General features: G+C 41.0%; 20 protein-coding genes and 1 pseudogene. 14 read left to right on the top strand and 7 right to left on the bottom strand.

What is annotated here, in order from left to right; genetic code table 11:
* Positions 1–18: 18 nt before the first annotated feature.
* Both HRT96_RS19720 and HRT96_RS19725 read right to left on the bottom strand, forming a co-directional pair.
* Positions 19–900, bottom strand: a complete 882-nt coding sequence (locus tag HRT96_RS19720) for a U32 family peptidase (protein WP_293160029.1) — start codon at positions 898–900, stop codon at positions 19–21.
* Between the two features lie 68 nt (positions 901–968).
* A complete protein-coding gene (locus tag HRT96_RS19725) occupies positions 969–1,964 on the bottom strand; it encodes a peptidase U32 family protein (RefSeq protein WP_293160031.1) in 996 nt (331 codons plus the stop codon).
* 173 nt (positions 1,965–2,137) lie between these two features.
* On the opposite strand from HRT96_RS19725, the gene HRT96_RS19730 reads away from it, so the two are divergent.
* From HRT96_RS19730 to rimJ, 3 genes are all read left to right on the top strand, one after another.
* Positions 2,138–2,665 (top strand): SCP2 domain-containing protein, encoded by a 528-nt coding sequence (locus HRT96_RS19730; RefSeq protein ID WP_293160033.1) that lies wholly within the window; start codon positions 2,138–2,140, stop codon positions 2,663–2,665.
* Between the two features lie 265 nt (positions 2,666–2,930).
* On the top strand, positions 2,931–3,509 hold the full coding sequence (locus HRT96_RS19735; RefSeq protein ID WP_293160035.1) for an NAD(P)H-dependent oxidoreductase: 579 nt from the start codon (positions 2,931–2,933) through the stop codon (positions 3,507–3,509).
* Positions 3,510–3,548: 39 nt separating this feature from the next.
* Entirely contained in the window at positions 3,549–4,127 is a 579-nt protein-coding gene (rimJ, locus tag HRT96_RS19740) for a ribosomal protein S5-alanine N-acetyltransferase (protein WP_293160036.1), read from the top strand.
* 32 nt (positions 4,128–4,159) lie between these two features.
* Here rimJ and HRT96_RS19745 read toward each other — a convergent pair whose 3' ends face one another.
* From HRT96_RS19745 to rdgC, 4 genes are all read right to left on the bottom strand, one after another.
* Complete coding sequence (locus tag HRT96_RS19745; protein ID WP_293160038.1) at positions 4,160–4,423, bottom strand: YfhL family 4Fe-4S dicluster ferredoxin; 264 nt, start codon at positions 4,421–4,423, stop codon at positions 4,160–4,162.
* Between the two features lie 26 nt (positions 4,424–4,449).
* Positions 4,450–5,835, bottom strand: coding sequence for a tRNA 5-hydroxyuridine modification protein YegQ (yegQ, locus tag HRT96_RS19750; protein ID WP_293160040.1), 1,386 nt, complete (start codon positions 5,833–5,835; stop codon positions 4,450–4,452).
* A gap of 258 nt (positions 5,836–6,093) precedes the next feature.
* Entirely contained in the window at positions 6,094–7,248 is a 1,155-nt protein-coding gene (locus HRT96_RS19755; RefSeq protein WP_293160042.1) for a Na/Pi cotransporter family protein, read from the bottom strand.
* 359 nt (positions 7,249–7,607) lie between these two features.
* The gene (gene rdgC, locus HRT96_RS19760; RefSeq protein WP_293160044.1) at positions 7,608–8,525 is read right to left on the bottom strand and encodes a recombination-associated protein RdgC; all 918 of its coding nucleotides are present in this window, start codon (positions 8,523–8,525) and stop codon (positions 7,608–7,610) included.
* A 336-nt stretch (positions 8,526–8,861) separates the two neighbouring features.
* Here rdgC and phoB point away from each other — a divergent pair, with 336 nt between their 5' ends.
* The 4 genes from phoB to HRT96_RS19780 all read left to right on the top strand — a co-directional run bounded on the left by phoB (position 8,862) and on the right by HRT96_RS19780 (position 13,872).
* On the top strand, positions 8,862–9,548 hold the full coding sequence (gene phoB / locus HRT96_RS19765; protein ID WP_293160047.1) for a phosphate regulon transcriptional regulator PhoB: 687 nt from the start codon (positions 8,862–8,864) through the stop codon (positions 9,546–9,548).
* A 22-nt stretch (positions 9,549–9,570) separates the two neighbouring features.
* Entirely contained in the window at positions 9,571–10,869 is a 1,299-nt protein-coding gene (gene phoR, locus HRT96_RS19770) for a phosphate regulon sensor histidine kinase PhoR (RefSeq protein WP_293133075.1), read from the top strand.
* A 267-nt stretch (positions 10,870–11,136) separates the two neighbouring features.
* On the top strand, positions 11,137–12,114 hold the full coding sequence (locus HRT96_RS19775; RefSeq protein ID WP_293160049.1) for a phosphate ABC transporter substrate-binding protein PstS family protein: 978 nt from the start codon (positions 11,137–11,139) through the stop codon (positions 12,112–12,114).
* Between the two features lie 297 nt (positions 12,115–12,411).
* Complete coding sequence (locus tag HRT96_RS19780) at positions 12,412–13,872, top strand: NarK family nitrate/nitrite MFS transporter (protein ID WP_293160052.1); 1,461 nt, start codon at positions 12,412–12,414, stop codon at positions 13,870–13,872.
* A gap of 96 nt (positions 13,873–13,968) precedes the next feature.
* Here the strand turns inward: HRT96_RS19780 and HRT96_RS19785 are convergent, their stop codons facing one another.
* Positions 13,969–14,472: an ACT domain-containing protein gene (locus HRT96_RS19785; protein ID WP_293160054.1), complete on the bottom strand. Its 504-nt coding sequence runs from the start codon at positions 14,470–14,472 to the stop codon at positions 13,969–13,971.
* A 329-nt stretch (positions 14,473–14,801) separates the two neighbouring features.
* Between HRT96_RS19785 and HRT96_RS19790 the strand changes: the two genes are divergently transcribed.
* From HRT96_RS19790 to HRT96_RS19820, 7 genes and pseudogenes are all read left to right on the top strand, one after another.
* Positions 14,802–17,012, top strand: coding sequence for an ABC transporter permease subunit (locus HRT96_RS19790; protein WP_293160056.1), 2,211 nt, complete (start codon positions 14,802–14,804; stop codon positions 17,010–17,012).
* A gap of 27 nt (positions 17,013–17,039) precedes the next feature.
* Positions 17,040–18,686 carry a phosphate ABC transporter permease PstA gene (gene pstA, locus HRT96_RS19795; protein ID WP_293160058.1) on the top strand — a complete coding sequence of 549 codons (1,647 nt, stop codon included), beginning with the start codon at positions 17,040–17,042 and terminating at the stop codon, positions 18,684–18,686.
* Between the two features lie 8 nt (positions 18,687–18,694).
* Complete coding sequence (gene pstB / locus HRT96_RS19800) at positions 18,695–19,513, top strand: phosphate ABC transporter ATP-binding protein PstB (RefSeq protein ID WP_293133057.1); 819 nt, start codon at positions 18,695–18,697, stop codon at positions 19,511–19,513.
* A gap of 56 nt (positions 19,514–19,569) precedes the next feature.
* A complete protein-coding gene (phoU, locus tag HRT96_RS19805; RefSeq protein ID WP_006033185.1) occupies positions 19,570–20,277 on the top strand; it encodes a phosphate signaling complex protein PhoU in 708 nt (235 codons plus the stop codon).
* Positions 20,278–20,472: 195 nt separating this feature from the next.
* Complete coding sequence (locus HRT96_RS19810; protein WP_293160060.1) at positions 20,473–21,378, top strand: alpha/beta hydrolase; 906 nt, start codon at positions 20,473–20,475, stop codon at positions 21,376–21,378.
* A gap of 253 nt (positions 21,379–21,631) precedes the next feature.
* The gene (gene aceB, locus HRT96_RS19815; RefSeq protein ID WP_293160062.1) at positions 21,632–23,248 is read left to right on the top strand and encodes a malate synthase A; all 1,617 of its coding nucleotides are present in this window, start codon (positions 21,632–21,634) and stop codon (positions 23,246–23,248) included.
* Between the two features lie 83 nt (positions 23,249–23,331).
* Positions 23,332–23,495 (top strand): annotated as a pseudogene (locus HRT96_RS19820) (isocitrate lyase); the annotation flags it as partial.

A 23,495-nucleotide genomic window follows, 5' to 3' on the forward strand; every position in this document is an offset into this window, starting at 1 on the left:
ATAAAGGGGAGGAGCAGTCTAGCTCGTCACCGTATCTAATCCGGCAATCTGATGCCAATAACCATTACATTCACGATCTAACTGCAAGTCGAACTTAATGTCTTGCTCTGCCGCTTGTTTAAATTGATCGAGCGTCTGAAACGCTGAATCACCCAGCGGACTCACGCGTACCACATCGACTAAATCGTGCATGCTTGGCACATCATTTAACAGATTATATTTGTAACCTGACATGGTTTGAATGCCATTAATGGTAAACAGTTCTTTATTGTCCTGGCTATAGACGGGTTTGCCATTGGCGTGATTAATACAACAAAGTTCGCAATCATCTTTTGCTCTGTTTTCTGAACGTGCAGTAAAACAGCGTGCTGAGTAGGCCAGTGGTAAGTGACCATGGACAAATACTTCGATTTCAAATTGATCACGGATATTGAGTATTCTGCTGTCTTCTTGTAATTGTACTAACCAATCGCGTGACAATTCTACAGGCATTACCCAACGCTGCATGCCTTTATTCACGAGTAGCTGCAATGCTTGCGCGTTATAGACATTAAGCGCGTGGCCACAGACGAAGGGGGTTTTTGCTTCCGCTAATAAATTGATCGCGCCAAAATCATTCGCTTCCACAATAAAGTCACCATTCTCACAGTATTTACGCAGTATATTGACCTCGGATGGCGCTTCGAGTAATGCCATGGTTGAGATCACCACTTGCTTACCAGAATCGGCAATCTCTTTCGCTAGTCCTAACCAGTCTTTGGGTTTCAGTTCACGGCGTTTGCTGCAAACTGTTTCACCAAGATAAATAATATCAGCCTGTGAATTCATTGCGGTTGCGTAGAAATCTTCAACTTGTTGTTTTGGCCAATAATATAAGATTGGCCCTAATGCGTATTTCATGTTTATTCTCGCTGCTGACTGTGGTTGCAGTTTAAGTTGTTACCCGTAATAGTGTTTGCAAATATAGGTTATTGCCAATCCCTGTGGTAGGCGCCTAGCGTGGTACTTGTGCCTTCAGAAAGCTGATCGAGTTGTCTATTCCAAGCGGCTTCAACCCGATATTCTTCTGGGTTTTGTTGGTAACGATCAAGTGCTGCGCGCCATACTTTAGTCACTTGTTCGGTATAAGCTGGGCTACGCTGGCGACCTTCAATCTTCACTGCGGCAATATTGGCTTGTGCTAGTTCCGGCACTAATTCAAGCGTATTTAAGCTGGTTGGTTCTTCTAAAGCATGAAAAACTTTGCCATCAACGTTGAAGCGACCTTTACAAAGTGTCGGGTAGCCGGTCTTTTCTTCCGGTTGGTAACGATCAATCAATATGCCGTTTAAACGTGATTCTAAGCCTTGCTCTGTCTCTTGCCAGCGGACATATTTTGCTGGAGAGCAAGCGCCAACCGTATTCGGTGATTCGCCAGTTAAATAGGATGATAAATAGCAGCGACCTTCGGCCATGATGCATAAGCTACCAAAGGCAAACACTTCTAATTCAACATCGGTATTACGCGCTAGTTGCTTTACTTGATGGATCGACAATACGCGCGGTAATACCACCCGACTGACATTAAAATTATTGGTATAAAAGTTAATTGCCTCAACATTCGTTGCCGAGGCTTGCACGGATAAATGCAATTCTAAATCGGGATGTTTTTTGGTGGCATAATCAAGCACAGCAATATCTGAAATAATGGCTGCATCGACGCCCATGTCTGCGCAGCGGTCAACGGCGCGTTCCCAACGTTCTAGTTTACCTGGGTGCGCAAAGGTATTGATCGCAACGTGTAAGTGGCGATTGTGACTGCGGATATAGTCGACAGCTTTATCGAGTTTTTTATCGGTAAAGTTTAATCCGGCAAAATGGCGGGCATTAGTATCGTCTTTAAAACCGATATAAACAGCGTCAGCGCCATGATCGACAGCGGTTTTTAGGGCCGGTAAATTACCAGCAGGGCAGAGTAATTCCATTGTTATAATATCTTGAACGATGAATATTGGTAAAAATTGTAAGGCATCGATGTTTTATTGGATTTGATTTAGGGCAGGATTATCTGAGTTAATTTACTTTAAATTGACTTTGCTTAGGATGTGTTCGCCCATGGCGCGTTAAAATAGTTTTTTTATGCAAGGACTAGACCCTGATGTTACATACTCTACACCGTAAGTTGGTACATACTGTACCTGGATTATTAGCGATCCCAGCTAAAGTATTGCCTTTTTCACTGCAAGAGATAGTACTATCACAGGTATTGAATAGAGTATTCGCCGAAGCGCTAGCGGATGATGAGTTTGAGTTTCTTGAGCAAAAATGGTTACAGGTTGAAATTACCGACTTAGGCATTAATTGGTTTATTAGTTGCGTAGACAATAAGTTGGTTATTGCACCAAATGCAGCCTCGGTAGATGTTAGCTTTAAAGGTAACATAAATGAATTAGTGCTAATTACTGCACGTAAAGAAGACCCGGATACGTTATTTTTTCAGCGCCGTTTAAAAATCGAAGGCGATACCGAACTCGGTCTGGAAGTAAAAAACATGCTGGATAGTTTTGATCTGGATGAACTACCAAAAGCGGTAACAACATTATTGGCTTATGTTGCTGAGTTTATTCAGCAAGGTTTAGCTGAGCCAGTATTAAGTAATTCAGTGAAAGATAAAGTAATAGCATAAACATAGACTGAATACTCAACGTTGTCATTTACGTCATGGCGAAGTGGGTATTCGCTTCATACTCACTCCTCTCTTGCTCTTTAGTATCATGCCTTAGTATGGTTATAGTATTGCTTTGTGCGATCGCTATAGACCTTATGGATGCTTCCCTCATATCATCAATAGATTAATGTATATCCAAGCATGTTGAAATAACTTAGGTATAAATGCCATACGGATATAGGCATAACTCAGTCGTGAGTGTCTTTCATGCAAGGAGCATAAGGTGAGACTAGTTGTTATTAGTGGTAGTACTCGAAATCGGTCGACAACCATCAAGGTTGCACAGTCTGTATTACAATTAGCCCAGCAGTCCCAATTGTTTAAGAAAGTGAATTTATTGGATTTTGTTAAAGTTGCTTTGCCTATTTGGGATAAAGCGTTAAAACATGAAATTGCCGATTGGCAAGACGAATGGCAAGAAACTGCTGAATTAATGCGACTCGCAGATGCAATTATCATTGTTAGTCCTGAGTGGGAAGAAGAAAGTCTAGACAACTTCTATGCCTTTTGTGAAAGTGACAATTTATCTTTATTACCCAGTGTGGTACTACGTGTTGGTAGTAATTGCCGTGGGGCTTATTCACCAACAGAGCTATCGATGGCCAATTTTAGTAAAAATCGCACTTGCTTGATCTTGGAACATTTTATTGTCGCGACTATCGATTCGGTGAATAATTGCAAAGAAACTTATTATCCATTTGAAACACCATTAGTAGAACGTATACTGGCTAATTTAGGCTTGATGAAGCAGTTGGTTGATAATGGCGGTTTATTATCTGCAACACGGTTACATCTCGCTTAGTTTTTATCTAGTGTTGATCTAGTTTAGCTGAGGTGTTGGATGTTATCAAAATTCCCCCAATTTGTTACTACGCGTTTAGTCATCCGAGTGGCGATGGCGAGTGATGCTGAAAAATTATGCCAGTATTATGCTCGTAATCAAGTACATCTTGCACCTTGGGAGCCGATACGGAGTGACGCTTATTATACGTTGCGTTGGTGGAAATTACGTATTCAGCAAATTCATGCGGAATTTAATGATGCTAGTGCGATCAACTTTATCGCGTTGACGCCGGATAAATCTGAGATCGTGGCGGTTGCCAATTTTAGTAATATTATTCAAGGTGTGTTTAAGTCCTGTTATCTCGGTTATTCAATTTCCAAAGCTTATGAAGGGCAGGGGCTGATGGTCGAGTTTTTGCAAAGCTGTTTAGCTTTTATGTTTGAAAATATGGGACTTAATCGCGTCATGGCCAATTATATTCCCGCCAATGAACGTAGTGGCGCATTATTACAGCGACTTGGTTTTGAGCGAGAAGGCTATGCTCGAAAATACCTTAGAATTGCCGGAAGCTGGCAAGACCATGTATTAACGGCATTACTGCATGAAGATTGGTCTGCGAAAAACGGCGAGCTATAAGCTCGCTATTTTTGTCTTTATATTTGGATTTATTAGCGTGCGGCTTTAGTCGCTTCTTGGATCATGACAAATTTTTCCCATAATGCTTCCTCTGTTTCGACATAATTCGGATCGGTAATTATGCAGTTAATCGGGCAAACAGTTTTACAGGTCGGTTTATCATAATGGCCCACGCACTCGGTGCATAATAGCGGGTCGATTTCATAAATCTTTGCGCCAAAGGTAATTGCGCCATTCGGACACTCCGGATCGCACATGTCACAGTTAATACACTTATCATTAATTAATAATGCCATAAGGTTATGTCTTCTTTCCTAATGGATTATTTATGTGGGTTACGCGTATCTTCACTGTTATTAAAGTTACGCATTAACAATGCGTGATCCAGTGAGACTTCTTCTGGTACTGGCAAGTAAACAATGTGGCCAGAACCTGGCGCAACTCCCATTGCCTCACCTTTACGGTTTTCCAATGCTTCTAGCTTGAAGGTCATGTTGCCTTGTGGCGTCATTAATTCTAATGAATCACCCACTAAGAACTTGTTCTTCACGATCACTTCAGCAAGGCCTTTATCGTTACGACCATTGAATTCACCGACAAATTGCTGGGTGTCACTGATTGAATAACCGTAATCGTAGTTTTGGTATGCATCGTGAGTATGACGGCTTAAGAACCCTTCGGTATAACCACGGTGTGCCAGGTGCTCTAGTGTACCTAATAGCGATGGATCAAAATCACGACCGGCAACAGCATCATTAATCGCTTGCTTATATACTTGTGCGGTACGCGCACAGTAGTAGTACGATTTAGTACGACCTTCAATTTTTAATGAATGTACGCCCATTTTAGTCAGACGTTCAACGTGTTGGATCGCACGTAGGTCTTTTGAATTCATGATGTAAGTACCATGCTCATCTTCAAATGCAGGCATATATTCATTTGGACGACCTTGTTCTTGTAACAAGAATATTTGGTCAGTCGGTTTACCTTCACCTAAAGTCGGCTCTGGTGACTCAGTTTCTGGTGACTTAGTTTCAGGTATATAGATTTCTGGCTTAGTTGCCACAATATCACCGTTTTCATTTTCAGTGGCTTCATGGGCATCGTATTTCCAGCGGCATGAGTTAGTGCATGAACCTTGATTTGGATCGCGTTTGTTGATGTAACCAGACAGCAGACAGCGACCAGAATAAGCCATGCACAGTGCGCCATGCACAAACACTTCTATTTCCATGTCAGGGCAGTGGAAACGAATATCTTCAATTTCATCCAGGGATAATTCACGCGATAAGATCACCCGCTTGATACCTTGGGTATACCAGAATTTTACCGTTGCCCAGTTTACTGCGTTCGCTTGTACAGACAGGTGAATAACCATATCTGGGAAAGCTTCACGCACCATCATGATCAGACCGGGATCAGACATGATAATTGCATCGGGCTGCATGGCGATGATCGGAGTTAAATCACGGATGAAGGTTTTTAATTTTGAATTATGAGGTTGGATATTACAAACCACATAGAATTGTTTACCAAGCGCATGTGCTTCGTTGATACCAATTTCTAGGTTTTCTAAGCTAAATTCATTGTTACGAACACGTAGGCTATAGCGTGGTTGGCCAGCGTAAACAGCATCTGCACCGTAAGCGAAAGCATAACGCATGTTCTTTAGTGAACCTGCAGGGGAAAGTAATTCTGGAGTAAACATGTCAACCTCAATTTTTGTCTGAGTTCAAGTCAGGGAATACCCTAAGGGCATCAAGGTTCGCGATTCTACGCCTTGAGTCATATTCTCACGTTGATCTGGATCATAATTTATTTAATCGTGTTTGATAGGTGTCACGGATAGTTACAAGGGAAGGTTGGTAAAATAGTGATGTTAAAGTCGGAAACAAAAAAGCTCAGAACAGGTCTGAGCTTTTTACAGTGATGGCTAATTGTTTACCGCCATCGGTTGTTTGTCATATTAGTTAAACACAATCATCAGGCCAGGTAGTGCGAAGAAGGCACCAATCACATAACCAAAGGCGATGAATTTATTTTCTGTACCTTGGCGTGCTAATGCTTCTGCACACTTAATTGGGATCTCACGTAGTACTGGGATACCGTAAATAAGCGCGACTGCGAATACGTTAAACATAACGTGTACCAGTGCAATCGTCATTGCTACTTCGGCGGCGTCACCACTGATTGATGTAGCTGCCAGTAATGCGGTAATGGTGGTGCCGATATTCGCCCCCAACGTGAATGGGAAAATCTGACGGGTGGTAAATACACCACTCCCTGCTAGTGGGATCATTAGGCTGGTTGTTGTTGATGATGATTGCACCATCACGGTTACCACTGTACCCGATAGGATACCTCCGACTGGACCGCGGCCAATGGCATTGTGTAATACGGTTTTAGCGCGACCAACCATCACAGCTTTTAATACTTTACCTAGGAAGGTCACCGAGAAACCTATCATGAAGATACCGATGAATACCATGACCAGACCAGCTGTATTACTTTCTATCGGTAATGAACCAGCCAGTTCTTTAATTTGGTTTACTACCGGTTTGGTTAACGGTTTAATAAAGTTAAATTCTTTAATGCTTAAGCTGTTACCCCCCACAAAGAAATGAGCGAGGAAGGTTGCCATTTTTTCAAGCATACCAAAGGCAATTTCCAGTGGTAGGAAGATAGCAACGGCAAGAATGTTAAAGAAATCATGTACAGTTGCAGCACTAAATGCACGCTGGAACTCTTGTTTGTCACGGATATGACCCATGCTGACAAAGGTATTAGTGATTGTCGTGCCCATATTGGCACCCATCACCATCGGAATTGCGATTGAAATTGGTAAACCACCGGCAACAAGACCCACAATGACCGACGTCACGGTACTTGAAGACTGTACTAATGCTGTGACTAGGATACCCAATAATAAAGCGACAAATGGGTTAGTTGCGAAAGCGAATATTTGTTCTGCACCAGCGCTACCACCGGAGAACATTTTGAAGCCTCCGCTGACTGTAGATACTGCTACCAATACGAAGTAAACCAATGCGGCTACACTTACCCAGCTGAATGTTTTTTGCATTGTGCTTGGGTTTAATTCAATTGCTTCGTTGTTTTTCATCTCTAGGTACCGTTTTATCTGTATCGAATGACAGATTTGTTTCAGTTAGTTGACGAGGTGGATTAAAACAAACTTGTGTGACAGAAATATTACAGTGGTTTTTTAATGTCATAAAAAATCACTATTAATATTTAAGCTTATGTTTTTAAATGATTACTGATTCATTTTTATTTCATTGTTTTTTGTTAAAGGTCTTAGTTACTGGCTTGAATGGCTTCTTTTAGTCGTTGTTATGCACAAAAAAATAGCAATTGTGACAGTGTTGTCATGTAAATTGTGTGGTTAGGATAGGGGAATAAGGCATAAAATCGGGGGGGGCAGCATACCGATGTGGGTACACTGCATCGTTATACTGTTACTTATTTTGCGGTTGTCGCTTCTTCGCCGCCTAATGCTGTGATCAGGTCAGGGATAAAGCGCATTAACTCGCCAGTCATTAAAGCAAAGTCAGCATCAAATTTAGCGGCGTAATCATCGGTTGCCACATCATCATTTTGTTCTCTGATGAGATCACTAAATTTAAGACGTTTTACCGACATGTCTTCGCCAAGTAAGAAAGACAGTGACTCACTCCAGTCTAGGGCTAATTTAGTGACTAATTTATCTGCGTTAAGGTGGTGTTTGATCTCGTCACTGGTTAAGTCTTGTTCTTTACAACGGATAATGCCGCCATGTTCAAGTGCAGAGCGTAATTCAGCTTCATCACCTAATTCAAAACCCGGTGCCGCACTGCCGTTATTTAACCATTCTGTCATGGTTATATCTGCTGGCGTGGTTAAAGCAACAGGCACAACAGGTAGGCTGCCAACACACTTACGTAATAAAGCAATGAGGTCTTCGGCTTTTTTAGCGCTTGATGCATCAACCACTAATAAGTTTTGTGAAGGACAGATCCAAGCAAATGTTTGGCTACTACGCGGAAATGCACGTGGTAATAGTTGATGGACGATATCTTCTTTTAGTGCATCTTTTTCTTTTTTCTTTAGACCACGGCCTTGTTCTGCTTCAATGGTATCAACTTTTTCTTGTAGCATGTCTTTGACAACGGATGCTGGTAATACTTTGTCTTCTTTTTTCGCACAGATCAGGATGTTGTCTGTAATGCCATGCGTTAAAGCCTGACCTGATTTACCCAGTGGTTTTATCCAACCGAACTTGGATAAATCCTGGCTACCGCAAGGGGTAAAAGGAAAATCAGCTAACTTGGTTTCAAGTTGTTCAATATCTAATTCAAATGGACGAGTGAAACGATAAATTAGTAAGTTTTTAAACCACATTATAGCAGGACCTTGGTATCAACTGTTTGGATAACCAGTATACTCAAGGATGTTGGAAATACAAGTTTGGCACTTGGCTAAACATGCAGCAATCAACATTTTCACCCAATTCTGATTGGTGTTATTTAAAAGTATAAATGAATAATGGAAAAGCTAGTTTTGATTCATCATATCAGCACTTAATTAAATGTTATATTTATACCTTATTTATGACGTTTATTAGCTAGGAAGCTAATTTTTAATAAAAAATTCATTAATGTAATAATTCTGAAACATATTGAGCTGATAATTGCTTTCAGTTAAAGTCGGAAGATAAATGGTATAAGGATATTTAAAGTGTCTAAGCGAATTTTAGTAGTTGAAGATGAACTAGCGATCCGTGAAATGCTGTGTTTTGCGTTAGAGCAAAAAGGATTTGAGGTTGTCGAAGCCGGAGATTATAACGAAGCGGTAGACCGCCTGGTCGAACCTTACCCTGATTTAATTTTATTAGATTGGATGTTACCGGGTGGTAGTGGCATTAAGTATATTAAACACCTGAAATCTCAACCGCATTTATCCGCGATCCCTGTGGTGATGTTAACCGCACGTGGTGAAGAAGAGGATAAGGTTAAAGGTTTGGAAGTGGGCGCGGATGATTATATTACCAAACCATTTTCACCAAAAGAATTGATTGCCCGGTTAAATGCGGTAATGCGTCGGGTTGCCCCAATGACACAAGATACTGTGATTGATATCGATGGTTTACAACTTGATCCTGTGGCTCATCGCGTCTCAGCGAATGATACCGTGATTGATATTGGACCCACTGAATTTAAATTATTACACTTTTTTATGACCCATCCAGAACGCGTATATAGCCGAGAACAGTTATTAGATAATGTTTGGGGGTTGAATGTGTATGTTGAAGACCGTACGGTTGATGTGCATATCCGTCGTCTACGTAAAGCATTAACACCGAGTGAACATGACAAATATGTACAAACAGTGCGTGGTGCAGGTTATCGCTTCTCGATACGTTAATCATGAGAGTTGAAGTTTCAATATGAATAAGACGAACATTTTTGTCAGTGGTTTATGGCGACTGATGTATTGGTATATCCCGTTTTTTCTTGTTGGTTTAGTTATTGATAACATAACATTAAGTTTACTCATCGCGGCTGTAATAAATGTTGTTTGGCTATATCGTAGTCAATATATATTACATAAGTGGTTATGGGTTGCGCGCAGTGCTACACCACCAGAAGGTAAGGGCAGTTGGGAATCCATTTTCAATGGTATCTATCGTTTGCAGCGTCGACATAAACGTAAACGTAAAGAATTACGTATGGTTATTCGGCGTTTTCGTGAAGGTGCTGAAGCCTTGCCGGATGCGGTGGTGGCGTTAGATACTGATTTTTCTATTATGTGGTGTAATAAATTAGCGCAACAAATGATTGGCTTGAAATGGCCTGAAGATGCCCATCAACATATTGGTAATTTGATCCGCACGCCGGATTTTATTCAATATTTAAACTCCAAAGATTATCGAGAACCGTTAGAGATCACTTCGCCAATCCATCATGCCAAGACGTTAGAAATTCGGGTGATGACTTATACTGATGATCAATCGATGCTGGTGGCTCGTGATGTCACCGAACTGCGTCAATTGGAACAAGTTAGACGTAATTTTATGGGTAATGTTTCTCATGAGTTACGTACGCCACTGACCGTGTTAAAGGGTTATCTGGAAATGCTAGAACCGGACGAGGGGGATAAAATGTTTGCCCGTGCGCATAAAGTGATGTCTGAACAAACTGCGCGTATGGATTCATTGGTGAATCAGCTGCTCGCCTTATCGCGTATTGAAGCGGCACAGGCGGTCGACTTTGAAAAGCAAGTTGATATTCCGTTTATGCTGTCGATGTTAGAGCAAGAAGTCTTAATTTTAGGGGCGGATAAAGCCTTAAAGGTGGAATTCTATATCGAACATGGTCTGTTTGCTTGCGGAGACGAATCGCAATTACGCAGTGCGGTATCTAACCTGATCTACAATGCGGTGCGCTATACCCCAGACAACGGGAAAGTGCTGGTTGAATGGAAGAATACTTCAGCGGGTGGTTTATTTAGTGTGACCGATAACGGTGACGGCATTTCTGCCGAGCATGTGCATCATTTAACTGAGCGTTTTTATCGTGTTGATGATGCGCGTTCCCGTGATTCCGGAGGTTCCGGTATCGGTTTGTCGATTGTGAAGCATGTATTAAGCAATCATGACAGCGTGTTGGAAATTGACAGTAAAGTAAACGAAGGGAGTTGTTTTAGCTTTACGCTACCCTTGGTCATTTATGTAAAACGTCACTAACGTTACAGCCTTCAACCTCGTTATTAAGCCCATCCTATTGTGATGGGCTTTTTTAGCATAATTTGATGGATATTTTGAGCATTAATAACGCACTGTCATCAAACCGTCATGTTTCATTCATATTATTGTCATCAGTTTATTGAATACTTGTAGTCACAGAAACGAGATACATGCTTATATCACTTGTAGTCGTAGACACTAAATACAAAGCTTATATACCTTGTAGTCATAGACACAAAATAAAAAATTATACTTGGAGAAGTAAAAATGAATATTAAACAAATTGTTGTAGCATTAGGGATATCAATGACAGCAATCGCTTCACAAAGCGCATTTGCAGCAGGTCTAGACCCTAAATTACCAGAATATAAAAAAGTAAGCGGAATCTCAGGTAATCTATCTACAGTTGGTTCAGATACATTAGCAAACATGATGACGTTGTGGGCTGAAGAATTCAAATATACTTACCCGAGTGTTAATGTTCAAATTCAAGCCGCTGGTTCTTCGACTGCGCCTCCGGCACTTACTGAGGGTACTTCACAATTCGGTCCAATGAGCCGTAAGATGAAGTCTAAAGAAATTGAAGCGTTTGAAAAACGTTATGGTTACAAGCCTACCGCCATCCGTGTTGCTATCGATGCACTTGCGGTATTCGTCCATAAAGATAATCCGATTAAAGGTTTAACCATTGCTGATGTCGATGCAATCTTCTCAAGCACACTAAAATGTGGTGAAGCTAAGCGTGTTGAACGTTGGGGTGAACTTGGGTTACAAGGTTCTTGGGCTGAGCGTGATATCCAATTGTTTGGTCGTAACTCAGTATCTGGTACCTATGGTTACTTTAAGAAGAAAGCACTGTGTAAAGGCGATTTTAAAAATAACGTCAATGAGCAACCGGGTTCAGCATCTGTTGTACAGTCGGTATCATCATCGTTAAATGCGATCGGTTACTCTGGTATCGGTTACAAAACATCTGGTGTACGTGCAGTCGCACTGGCGAAAAAAGGCACGAACTACATTGAAGCATCACTCGATAACGCGGCATCAGGTAAATATCCACTGTCTCGTTACCTATACGTTTATGTTAACAAGAGCCCAAATAAGTCATTATCACCAATGCAAACTGAGTTCTTAAAATTCATGTTATCGAAACAAGGTCAGAAAATCGTAGCGAAAGATGGTTACGTTCCACTACCGAACTCAGTAACATCAAAAGACCTTAAGAAAGCGGGTATTACACTGTAATATTGGTTACTTAGGTTAAATGATAAAAAGCCCGCTATGTAGCGGGCTTTTTGCTGCCTGTTTATTGCTATGTCTGAGTTTGGATATCTTGCTCACGAAATGATACATTGCTCACATTTTGTCACCATTTTGGTGCAAAATTTTCCATGTCGGTCTATAACAATTTTGAAGTGTAGCTGTAAGTTGATGATAATTAGTTGTTTTGTTATCTTTTGTTAAGTTGGCCTTAGTATTGCTATGTTCTAGATAAGATAAAATTTTTTAAACTTTGTTTTATATATCTTAGAGGGAATTTTTATGGGACAAGAAAAATTTAATATATTGTCTTTTACAGGGAAGATGAAAACATTACATCTATCATGGATGGCTTTTTTTATTACGTTTGTGGTTTGGTTTAATGCTGCACCGTTAATGTTGGCGATTAAAGACAGCATGGGACTTACCACGGAAGAAGTGAAAACCTTACTGATTCTAAACGTTGCTTTAACCATCCCTGCTCGGGTGATTATTGGTATGTTGACCGATAAATACGGACCTCGAATTGTTTATTCTACGTTATTAGCAGTCTGTTCAATTCCATGCTTTATGTTTGCGTTGGCGACCACATTTGAACAATTGGCGATAGCGCGTTTCATGATGGGTTTGATTGGTGCTGGCTTTGTGGTTGGTATCCGTATTGTCAGTGAATGGTTTCCAGCTAACGAACTCGGTACTGCAGAAGGTATCTATGGTGGCTGGGGTAACTTTGGTTCCGCTGCTGCGGCATTCACATTACCAACGGTAGCATTATTGTTTGGTGGTGAAGATGGCTGGCGTTATGCGATCGCCATTACCGGTTTAATGAGCCTGCTATTCAGTGTGGTGTACTACTTTAATGTCACTGATACACCAAAAGGTGCGACTTATTTCCGTCCGAAAAAAGGCGGCGCAATGGAAGTCACCAGTAAAAGTGATTTTTATTTGCTGCTGTTTATGAAGTTACCTATGTATCTCACGCTGGGTCTATTAGCGTGGAAATTATTACAGATTAGTATGTTCACCGAGACAACCACTAATGCGATTTATATTGGCTTAGCGGTACTGTATGTTTTTGATTGCTGGAAAACCTACCAGGTAAACAGTGATATTTTTGTTAACGATGTACCTGAGATCGAACGGTATAAGTTTAAACAAGTAGCGGTACTGAACGTATTATATTTTTCTACATTTGGTTCAGAATTAGCGGTTATTTCTATGCTGCCGTTATTCTTTGCGGAAACATTTGGATTAGGGATGGCGGAAGCGGGTATGGTCGCTGCGTCTTACGCCTTTATGAACCTGATGTCACGTCCAGGTGGAGGTTGGATCAGTGATCGCTTTGGTCGTAAGAAAACCTTATTGATTTTAACCGCTGGTTTAGCCGTTGGTTATTATGCGATGTCACAAATTACGGCAGCGTGGTCATTACCATTAGCTATCGCCACCGCCATGGCATGTTCATTCTTCGTGCAAGCTGGTGAAGGTGCGGTATTTGCTGCTGTACCTATGATTAAACGTCGCCTAACGGGACAGATCGCAGGCATGACAGGTGCTTATGGTAATGTCGGTGCGGTATTCTATTTAACGCTGTATTCAATCGTATCAACGCAAATTTTCTTTTACGCCATTGCGATCACTGCGGTTATTGGTTTTATGGCCTTATTCTTCATGGAAGAGCCAAAGGGTCATATTGCAGAAGTCGATGAAGACGGTAAAGTGACGTTAATTAATGTGTCATAAATAGCGTTAATAACAGTTAAGCGTTATTGAAGTGCGGCGTCATTATCATGGTTTGGTAATGGCGCCGTATTGTTTGTGTGCTTATCTAGCTATGACCTATGCTTTGGTGATTTCAGCAATCAAGGTAGGTGAAATTTTTGCTAGGTCAATATTAAACATCTCAAGGTCTAGGCTATCAGGCAGTGCTAGCTTCAGTTTTGCATAAAATTGATTATTATCCGATTGCCATAAGTCTTTACAGTGGGTCGTTATCGCTTTTAATTCAATGCCGTGCTGTGTGAGCACTTGAGATACTTCATTAATGATGCCCGGGCGATCACGGTCTTGAATAATGAGACAAGGTGACTGCTGCCAAATACTTTGATTCTTACCTTCAGCGAAATTAATAGTCAGGCCTGGGATCAGGCTTAATGCTTCGCATAAATCACGGTAATATTCATCTTCGACTGAAATTTGTAAAATACCTGCAAATTGTCCTGCTAGCTCACTCATGTTACTTGCTAGCCAATTGCCCTTATGCTCGGCGACGACTCGTGATAAATTGTTTATGAGACCTGATTTATCATCACCAATAAGCGTTACGATAAGTTGTTTAAGCATTACTAAGCCCTATGTAAGAAATTCCAGCTAAATGTTTCGTGTTAGCTATTTTCATCACTCAATATGATGCGCCATACTATATGCAAATAGCATGTATAAATATAGCATCAGCATCTAAATATCAGAGCTTAGTCCAGCTTATATTTCCAAGTTACTCCAAGATGCTATATCAGAGATATCAGAACAAGGCACAATCTGTAAATAATGGTTATTCCATTTTTTAATATAGATATAGATTATATTCAGCAGAGTTGCTTGATGTCATATAACTGTAATAAATATTACATATAATCGCATTGTGATTCATTACAGCTAAAGACGAGGAAGAGATGGCTGAACAGTTTTCTTTAACGATTGCGGGCTCCCGCAAACGTTTACTTAAAGATAAACTCGCAGAATATGGCATTAAAATGGGCGGTGGTGTTGTTCTGATGACACTGTTGCTAATATTTTTCTACCTACTGTATGTGGTTTATCCGGTTTTTGAATCTGCGAAAGTAGAATCTAAAGCACAATACAGTCAGTCTTTTGCTGGTACTACTTATGCTTTAGCAATGGAAGAGCAAAATGAAATCGCTTACCGCTATAGTGATTTAGGGATTAACTTCTTTAATACTTTAGATCCAAACATTGAGTTAATGCAATATGCATTACCACAGCCAGCGATCTCATTTGGTCAAAGCGGACCAACATCGTCAGCCGTGGTATTCGGTTTTAATGATGGTAATGCAATAGTTGCGGCTGCGGATTTTGATATCACTTATCCAGGTGATAAGCGTCTTATTACCCCTCAAATTAAATTTCCATTTGGCGAAGAGCAAATTGAAATTGATAATAAAGGGCAACCGTTATCGAAAATCGCCATTGAAGTTGAAGGTGAAGATGCGGCTATCGTCGCCGTGACGGCGGATAATCGCGGTATATTGCTACGTTATACTGCAGAAGAAAATTTCATGACGGAAGAGTTGGAATGGAGCAGCGAGATAATTGAACTGCCTTCAATGCCAAAGGATATTGAACAAGTATTGTTAACACCAAACTTCCGTTTTATCTTTATGCGCAGTGGTAACAAACTGTCTATCTATGATATTCGTGATACCGATAATATTTCGATTGTGGAAGTATTAGACATTAATGAAAAACAGCAAAACGTTACCCACGTTGCATTGTTAACTGGCGCTAGTTCATTACTGGTCGCGAATGATAACGGTGTAGTGAGTCAATGGTTTGAAGTGGCGAAAGATGGCGAGCGTAAGTTCACTAAAATTCGTCAGTTTGATGCACAAGCCAGTGTCATCGATATTACCACGGAATATTCTCGTAAAGGTTTCATGACGGTTGGGGTGGATAATAGCCTTACCATTTTTCACGCCACAGGTGAAACCAAACTATTACACCAAGATCTTGGTATGGGGTCTTTGAAGCATGTTGCAATTTCTCCTCGTGCAAATGCCTTCTTAGTTGAATCAGAACAAGGTTTTGGTTTTTACAAGCTAACCAATGAACACCCTGAAGTGACATGGAGCGCATTGTGGCAAGAAGTTTGGTATGAAGGCTATTCTGAACCCGATTACGTCTGGCAGTCAACATCAGCATCCGATGACTTTGAACCGAAACTAAGTCTAGTCCCAATCACATTCGGTACCATTAAAGCGGCATTTTATGCGATGTTATTTGCGGTGCCAATCGCGGTAGCGGGAGCGATTTATACTGCTTACTTCATGAACTCGGGTCTGCGTAAAGTGATTAAACCTACGGTTGAAATTATGGAAGCATTACCCACGGTGATTCTGGGTTTCCTTGCTGGTCTATGGTTAGCCCCGTTTGTAGAGATGCATTTACCGGGGGTGATGATGATTGCCGTGCTCTTGCCATTTTCAACAGTGTTGGTGGCGGCCATTTGGCATTTCTTACCGCAAAAAATCATTAACCGTATCCCGCAAGGCGCGCATGTAATTATTTTAATACCTGTGCTACTGCTCGTCGGTTACTTCTCGGTATTAGCTAGCCCGCTTGTTGAAGACTTAGTTTTTGATGGTGATGCACGTGCTTATATTAATGATATCTTTGGCTTCGACCAACGTAACTCTTTAATTGTTGGTATTGCGATGGGGTTTGCGGTTATTCCGACTATCTTCTCAATTGCGGAAGATGCCATTTTCAGTGTACCAAAGCATTTAACCCAAGGTTCATTAGCGTTAGGTGCTACCAGCTGGCAGACGCTGATTAACGTTGTATTGTTAACCGCTAGTCCAGGTATTTTTTCCGCTGTGATGATGGGCTTAGGCCGTGCGGTTGGTGAAACCATGATTGTATTAATGGCCACCGGTAATACCCCGGTAATGGACTTCAATATCTTCTCGGGTATGAGAACGTTAGCGGCCAATATTGCGGTAGAAATGCCGGAATCAGAGGTGGGCAGTTCGCACTACCGCGTCCTGTTTTTAGCCGCATTCGTCCTCTTTATTCTGACGTTTATATTCAACACGATTGCTGAATACGTGAGACAGCGTTTACGTGAAAAATACAGCGCGATTTAATCTAAGGCTTGTAACTAGGATATTAAAATGAAAAATTGGTTTCGCTCAGGATCGCCTTGGATATGGATGACAGGTGGTGCTGTAAGTATAAGTTTGATTGCCGTTCTTGGTTTGTTAATGTTGATCGCATGGCGTGGTCTCACTTACTTCTGGCCAAGTACGATACATGAATTTAATGTACAGCTTGAAGATGGCTCTAGTCGCATAGTTATTGGCGAGATCTATGATCGTGAAGTTGTGCCTATTCAACGTCTACTTGAAGCGGGAGTGAAGATCGACCCAACATTAGAAACGGTAGAGCGTATCTTGGTGAAAACCGGTAACCGTGAATATGTTGATCTCGATTTTAGCTGGTTACTTGGACCCGCAATTACGCAACAATCAACACCCGCGGCGCTGGCTGTGTTTGAACGTTTCACTAACGGTAACTTTTATGGCTACCCTGTGGCTGTCGAAGAAGACGGGGTAACCAAAACGTTAACTTCTGCCGAGCAATTAGACGTCTTGATTGAGCGTGCGGTTGAACTAAACAACAAATCGCAAGGTTTGCAGAAAGGTGAAATCAGTTCGGTGAACTACGAATTAGAACGTATTCGGTTAAAATTACGTAGCTACGAATTAAAAGATGAACTGACCAGTGAAATTGAAACGAAATACCAAAAGATTGCGGATACATTGCGTGCCAAATATCAAATTTATGAAGCGCAATTATTCAGTTATCGTGACCAAGCTAATCGTGATGCGGTGATTGTCAGAGACATGCGTGGTGTGGAAGTGCGCATTGCATTATCAAATGTGCTGGAAGTAACGTACCCGAACGACATGGGCATTGTGAGTAAAATCACTCACTGGTTTGGTAATATTGGTAGCTTTATTAGCAGTGACCCACGTGAAGCAAATACCGAAGGCGGTGTGTTCCCCGCGATCTTTGGTACTATCTTCATGGTGATGTTGATGGCTGTTATCGTCACGCCATTAGGGGTGGTTGCGGCTATTTACTTACACGAATATGCCCCTAAAAATGGGTTGACGAAAATGATCCGGATTGCGGTGATTAACCTCGCCGGTGTCCCATCAATCGTATACGGTGTATTTGGTTTAGGTTTCTTTGTTTACATGCTCGGTGGTTCAATTGATGATCTATTCTATCCTGAATCATCACCATCACCGGTATTTGGTTCGCCAGGGGTATTATGGTCGGCATTAACACTGGCTATCTTAACGCTACCCGTGGTGATTGTATCAACGGAAGAAGGTTTATCCCGTATACCGACATCATTACGTCAAGGTTCGTTAGCACTGGGTGCAACAAAGTTTGAAACGTTATGGCGTATTATTGTGCCAATGGCGAGCCCTGCTATTATGACTGGTCTGATTCTCGCTGTTGCTCGTGCAGCTGGTGAAGTTGCCCCCTTGATGCTGGTGGGTGTGGTTAAATTAGCACCAACCTTACCGGTTGATATGAATTTCCCCTATATTCACGTTGAACGTAAGTTTATGCACTTAGGTTTCCACATTTATGATGTTGGTTTCCAGAGTCCAAACGTAGAAGCGGCAAGACCATTAGTTTATGCCACGTCGTTCTTGTTAGTCACGGTTATTATCGGACTTAATTTAACGGCCATTGGTGTGCGTAACCATTTACGTGAAAAATTTAAAAATCTAGAGCTATAGGAAAGAAAATGATTGATATGAGTTCAAATCTTACTGATGGAATAAGCCTAGATGTTGCTAACTTATCAGTAGCAGATACGGCATTAGAAATTAAAAATTTAGACTTATTTTATGGCGACAAACAGGCATTGTTTGATATCAGTATGAAAATACCGAAAAAACAAGTCACCGCCTTCATTGGCCCATCGGGTTGTGGTAAATCAACATTATTACGTTGTATTAACCGCATGAATGATTTAGTTGATATTTGTCATATTACAGGTGATATTAATTTACGGGGTAAAAATATTTACGACCGTGATGTTGATGTCGCGACACTGCGCCGTAACGTTGGTATGGTGTTCCAGCGTCCGAATCCCTTTCCTAAATCTATATATGAAAATGTGATTTATGGTTTACGCTTACAAGGCATCAAGGACAAACGTCATCTGGATGACGCTGCTGAATCTTCATTACGTGGTGCGGCGATCTGGGATGAAGTAAAAGACCGGTTACATGATAATGCCTTTGGATTATCTGGTGGTCAGCAACAGCGTCTAGTGATTGCTCGTGCGATTGCGATTGAACCTGAAATCTTATTACTTGATGAACCCACATCAGCACTGGATCCGATCTCGACATTGGTGATTGAAGAGCTGATCACGGAACTGAAGAAAAAATTTACGGTTGTTATCGTCACCCATAATATGCAACAAGCGGCACGTGTATCAGACCATACAGCCTTCATGTATATGGGTAAATTGGTCGAATATTCAGATACGAATACCTTGTTTACCACACCAGCTAAAAAGCAAACAGAAGATTACATTACGGGTAAATACGGTTAATTAAGATGTGCTTATATTTAATAAAGAATTAGCGTTATTAGTTTAAAGGATAACAAATGGATAATTTAACATTAGGCCGTCATATTTCCGGTCAATTTAATGCAGAATTAGAAAGCATCCGTAATCAAGTCATGGTGATGGGTGGTTTAGTTGAAGAACAGTTAAATTCAGCAATTGAAGTATTAACGTCACAAGATTTAGACATGGCGAACAAGATCATTGATACCGATAAAAGTGTCAACTCAATGGAAGTGGCTATTGATGAAGCTTGCACGCGTATTATTGCTAAGCGTCAACCTGCAGCAAGTGATTTACGTTTAGTGATGGCGATTATTAAAACCATTACTGATTTAGAGCGTATTGGTGACGTAGCGGATCGTATTGCCCGTACTGTCATTGAAAACCGTAACAAAAAATCACCACCACTGGTTAGCGTGGAAAATATGGGGCGTCATACCGTAAAAATGTTGCATGATGTACTGGATGCATTTGCCCGCATGGATGTGGATGCGGCATTTAAAGTGTATCAAGAAGATGCCAAAGTTGACCGTGAATACGAAAGTATCATTCGTGAATTGATGACGTATATGATGGAAGATCCACGTTCAATCCCACAAGTGCTGAATGTATTATGGTGTGTGCGTGCTCTTGAGCGTGTTGGTGACCGTTGTCAGAATATTTCTGAATACATCATTTATTTTGTAAAAGGTAAAGATATTCGTCATATTAACCATGATGAAGTCAGAGACTTATTAGCAAAATAAGCGCGTTATATTCCGCATACTAGTTAGTGATGTAAGCCTTGTTTATCATTTGATAAGCAAGGCTTTTTTATTTTTAGTGATTGAATATAAGATCGGCGAATGCATAACATTTCAGATCTATTTTACTTTACAAGTCTAACCAGCATGCGACTATATTAGCCATGAGCTTGTGTTTCATCAATTAAGGATATAGTCATGTATTCCGTGCTGACGGCTGCCGATGGCCGAAAAATAAAACTGTTTGCTTGGTTACCAGATCAAGAGGTTCGTCACGTGATGGTATTAAGCCACGGCATGGCAGAGCATATACAACGCTATGAAACGTTTGCGTTAGCCTGTAATGCGGCTGGTATTGCAGTTTATGGTGCGAATCATCGTGGTCATGGCGCAGATGCGCCAGTATTAGGTCATTATGCAGATGATCATGGTTGGCAGAAAGTGATCGGTGATTTAGACCTTATTATTGATGAAGTCGCTAAGCGTCATACTGTACCGTTAGTATTATTTGGCCACAGTATGGGCTCTTTCATTGCTCAGCAATATGCCATTTTACAGGGTAATAAACTCAATGGTTTGATACTGAGTGGTTCTAATTATCAACCCCCGATCATGTATAAACTGGCGACCTTGGTCAGTCACATTGAAAAAATGCGTATTGGTGCCCGTTCGCCAAGTCGTTTTTTGGATTTTGTGTCATTTGGCGCGTTCAATAGTAAATTCAAACCGACGCGGACAGCATCAGATTGGTTAAGTCGTGATCCAGTGCAAGTAGATAGATACATTCATGATGATTATTGTGGTTTCCCCTGTAGTCCCCAATTTTGGCTTGATTTCATGTCGGGTTTAATTACCATCAGTCAAAAATCAGAGATAGCTAAAATTCCCAATCAATTGCCGATTTATATTTTTAGTGGTGAGCAAGATCCGGTCGGTTTACAAGGTAAAGGTGTATTAGCATTAAAACAACATATTGTTAACAGTGGTTGTGAGCAAGTGCAATATAAGCTTTATCCCGGTGGTCGCCACGAGATGTTAAATGAAGCCAATGCCAATGAGGTATTTAACGATGTAACGGATTGGGTTACATCAACAATTGTCTAATTAGAAAGGGTCAAACTAGCTTCATTTGAAAGTGCATTTCGCTTCAGTTTTAGTTGTTTTTTGCTAAAGTGAAACGCTTTAATTTGACACCGTGTCATCAATGTGAAATTTGTTGCATTTAATGCGAAGTTGTTGCAATGTGTAGGTTGAGAGAGCAATTCGTACACATGTTTAAAACAATGGGACGTTATGCTTCCAGCGTTTAGGTTGTGATGAATTGTGGTCAATACATATATTTCAACGGAGTGAAGCTATGACTGCCAATACCCAGTCTAATGAAACAGGTTCTCTGATTTTCCATGGGGAAATCAATCAAGAACAACAACAGATCCTAAATCCTGCAGCAGTTGCTTTGTTGACTGAGTTAGTAGAAAAGTTCGCTCCTCAAGTCGATGAGTTACTCAACCAACGTGTAAAAAAACAAGCACGTATGGATGCTGGTGAGCTTCCAGACTTCTTACCTGAAACTGCCCATATCCGTGAAGGCGATTGGAAAATTCAAGGTATCCCAGCAAAACTTCAAGATCGTCGCGTAGAAATTACTGGTCCAGTTGACCGTAAAATGGTGATTAATGCCTTAAATGCACGCGTTAAAGTATTCATGGCTGATTTTGAAGATTCATTCGCGCCAACATGGGCTGGTGTATTAGATGGTCAAGTAAACTTACGTGATGCTGTAAATGGAACGATTGAATATACCAATCCAGCGAACGGTAAACATTACTCTTTAGATGACGATCCCGCGACGCTTATTTGTCGTGTGCGTGGTATACACCTACCAGAAAAACACATTACCTTTAACGGTAACATTGTACCGGGTTGTTTAGTTGATTTTGCACTGTTCTTCTCTAATAACTACGAAGCGCTATTAGCCAAAGGTGCCGGTCCTTATTTCTACATTCCTAAACTACAAAGTCATCATGAATCAAAATGGTGGAGTGAAGTATTTAGCTATGCAGAAGATAAAATAAATCTAGATCGCGGTACGATCAAAGCAACACTACTGATTGAAACTATTCCTGCAGTATTCGAAATGGAAGAAATTCTATATAGCATGAAAGAGCACATTGTTGCCCTTAACTGTGGTCGTTGGGATTACATCTTTAGCTACATCAAAACATTACGTAAGCATCCTGATCGCGTACTACCAGACCGCCACTCAGTAACTATGGATAAATCTTTCCTTAGCGCTTACTCACGTTTATTAATCAAAACATGTCATAAACGTGGTGCCCTTGCGATGGGCGGTATGGCTGCATTTATTCCAGCTAAAACAGCCGAAGAAAATGATAAAGTATTATCTAAAGTAACCGCAGATAAGACCCTAGAAGCAAAAAATGGTCATGACGGTACTTGGGTTGCTCACCCTGGCTTAGCTGATACTGCGATGGGTGTAATGAACGAATACATTGGTGCAGGTAATGCTAACCAAATTAACGTTTTACGTGAAGACGATGCACCGGTTACGGCTGCTGAGTTACTTGAACCTTGTTCTGGCGAACGTACTGAAACGGGCATGCGTTTAAATATCCGTATCGGTGTACGTTACCTAGAAGCATGGATCTCGGGTAATGGTTGTGTGCCTATTTACGGTCTAATGGAAGATGCGGCAACCGCTGAGATCTCTCGTGCGTCAATTTGGCAGTGGATCCAACACGGCAAAACACTGAGCAACGGTAAAGTTGTCACAAAAGAATTGTTCTGCCAATTATTACAAGAAGAACTTGTGGTCATTCGTGATGAAGAGATTGGTGTTGAAGCTTACGAGAACGGCCGTTTTTCTGAAGCATCTAAACTGTTTGAAGAGCTAACAGTCAGCGACCATCTTGCTGAATTCTTAACGCTATCTGGTTATGATTTCTTAGATTAGAATTTTTGGAGTATGACGAGGTTAGGTTATCTCGTCATGTTCTTGTTGTATCAAGTATTAAAATAATTATTAAGGGAATAAAAATGTCTATATACAAAAATGATATTGATTCAGTTGCTACGCTAAAAGCGGAACAAGGTTCTAAATGGGCAGCGATCAATCCAGAATACGCAGCGCGTATGCGTACTCAAAACCGTTTCAAAACAGGTCTTGAAGTGGCACAGTTTACTGCTGATATCATGCGTGC

This window comes from Moritella sp. (genome assembly GCF_013215705.1).
In the GTDB taxonomy this organism is placed as follows: domain Bacteria; phylum Pseudomonadota; class Gammaproteobacteria; order Enterobacterales; family Moritellaceae; genus Moritella.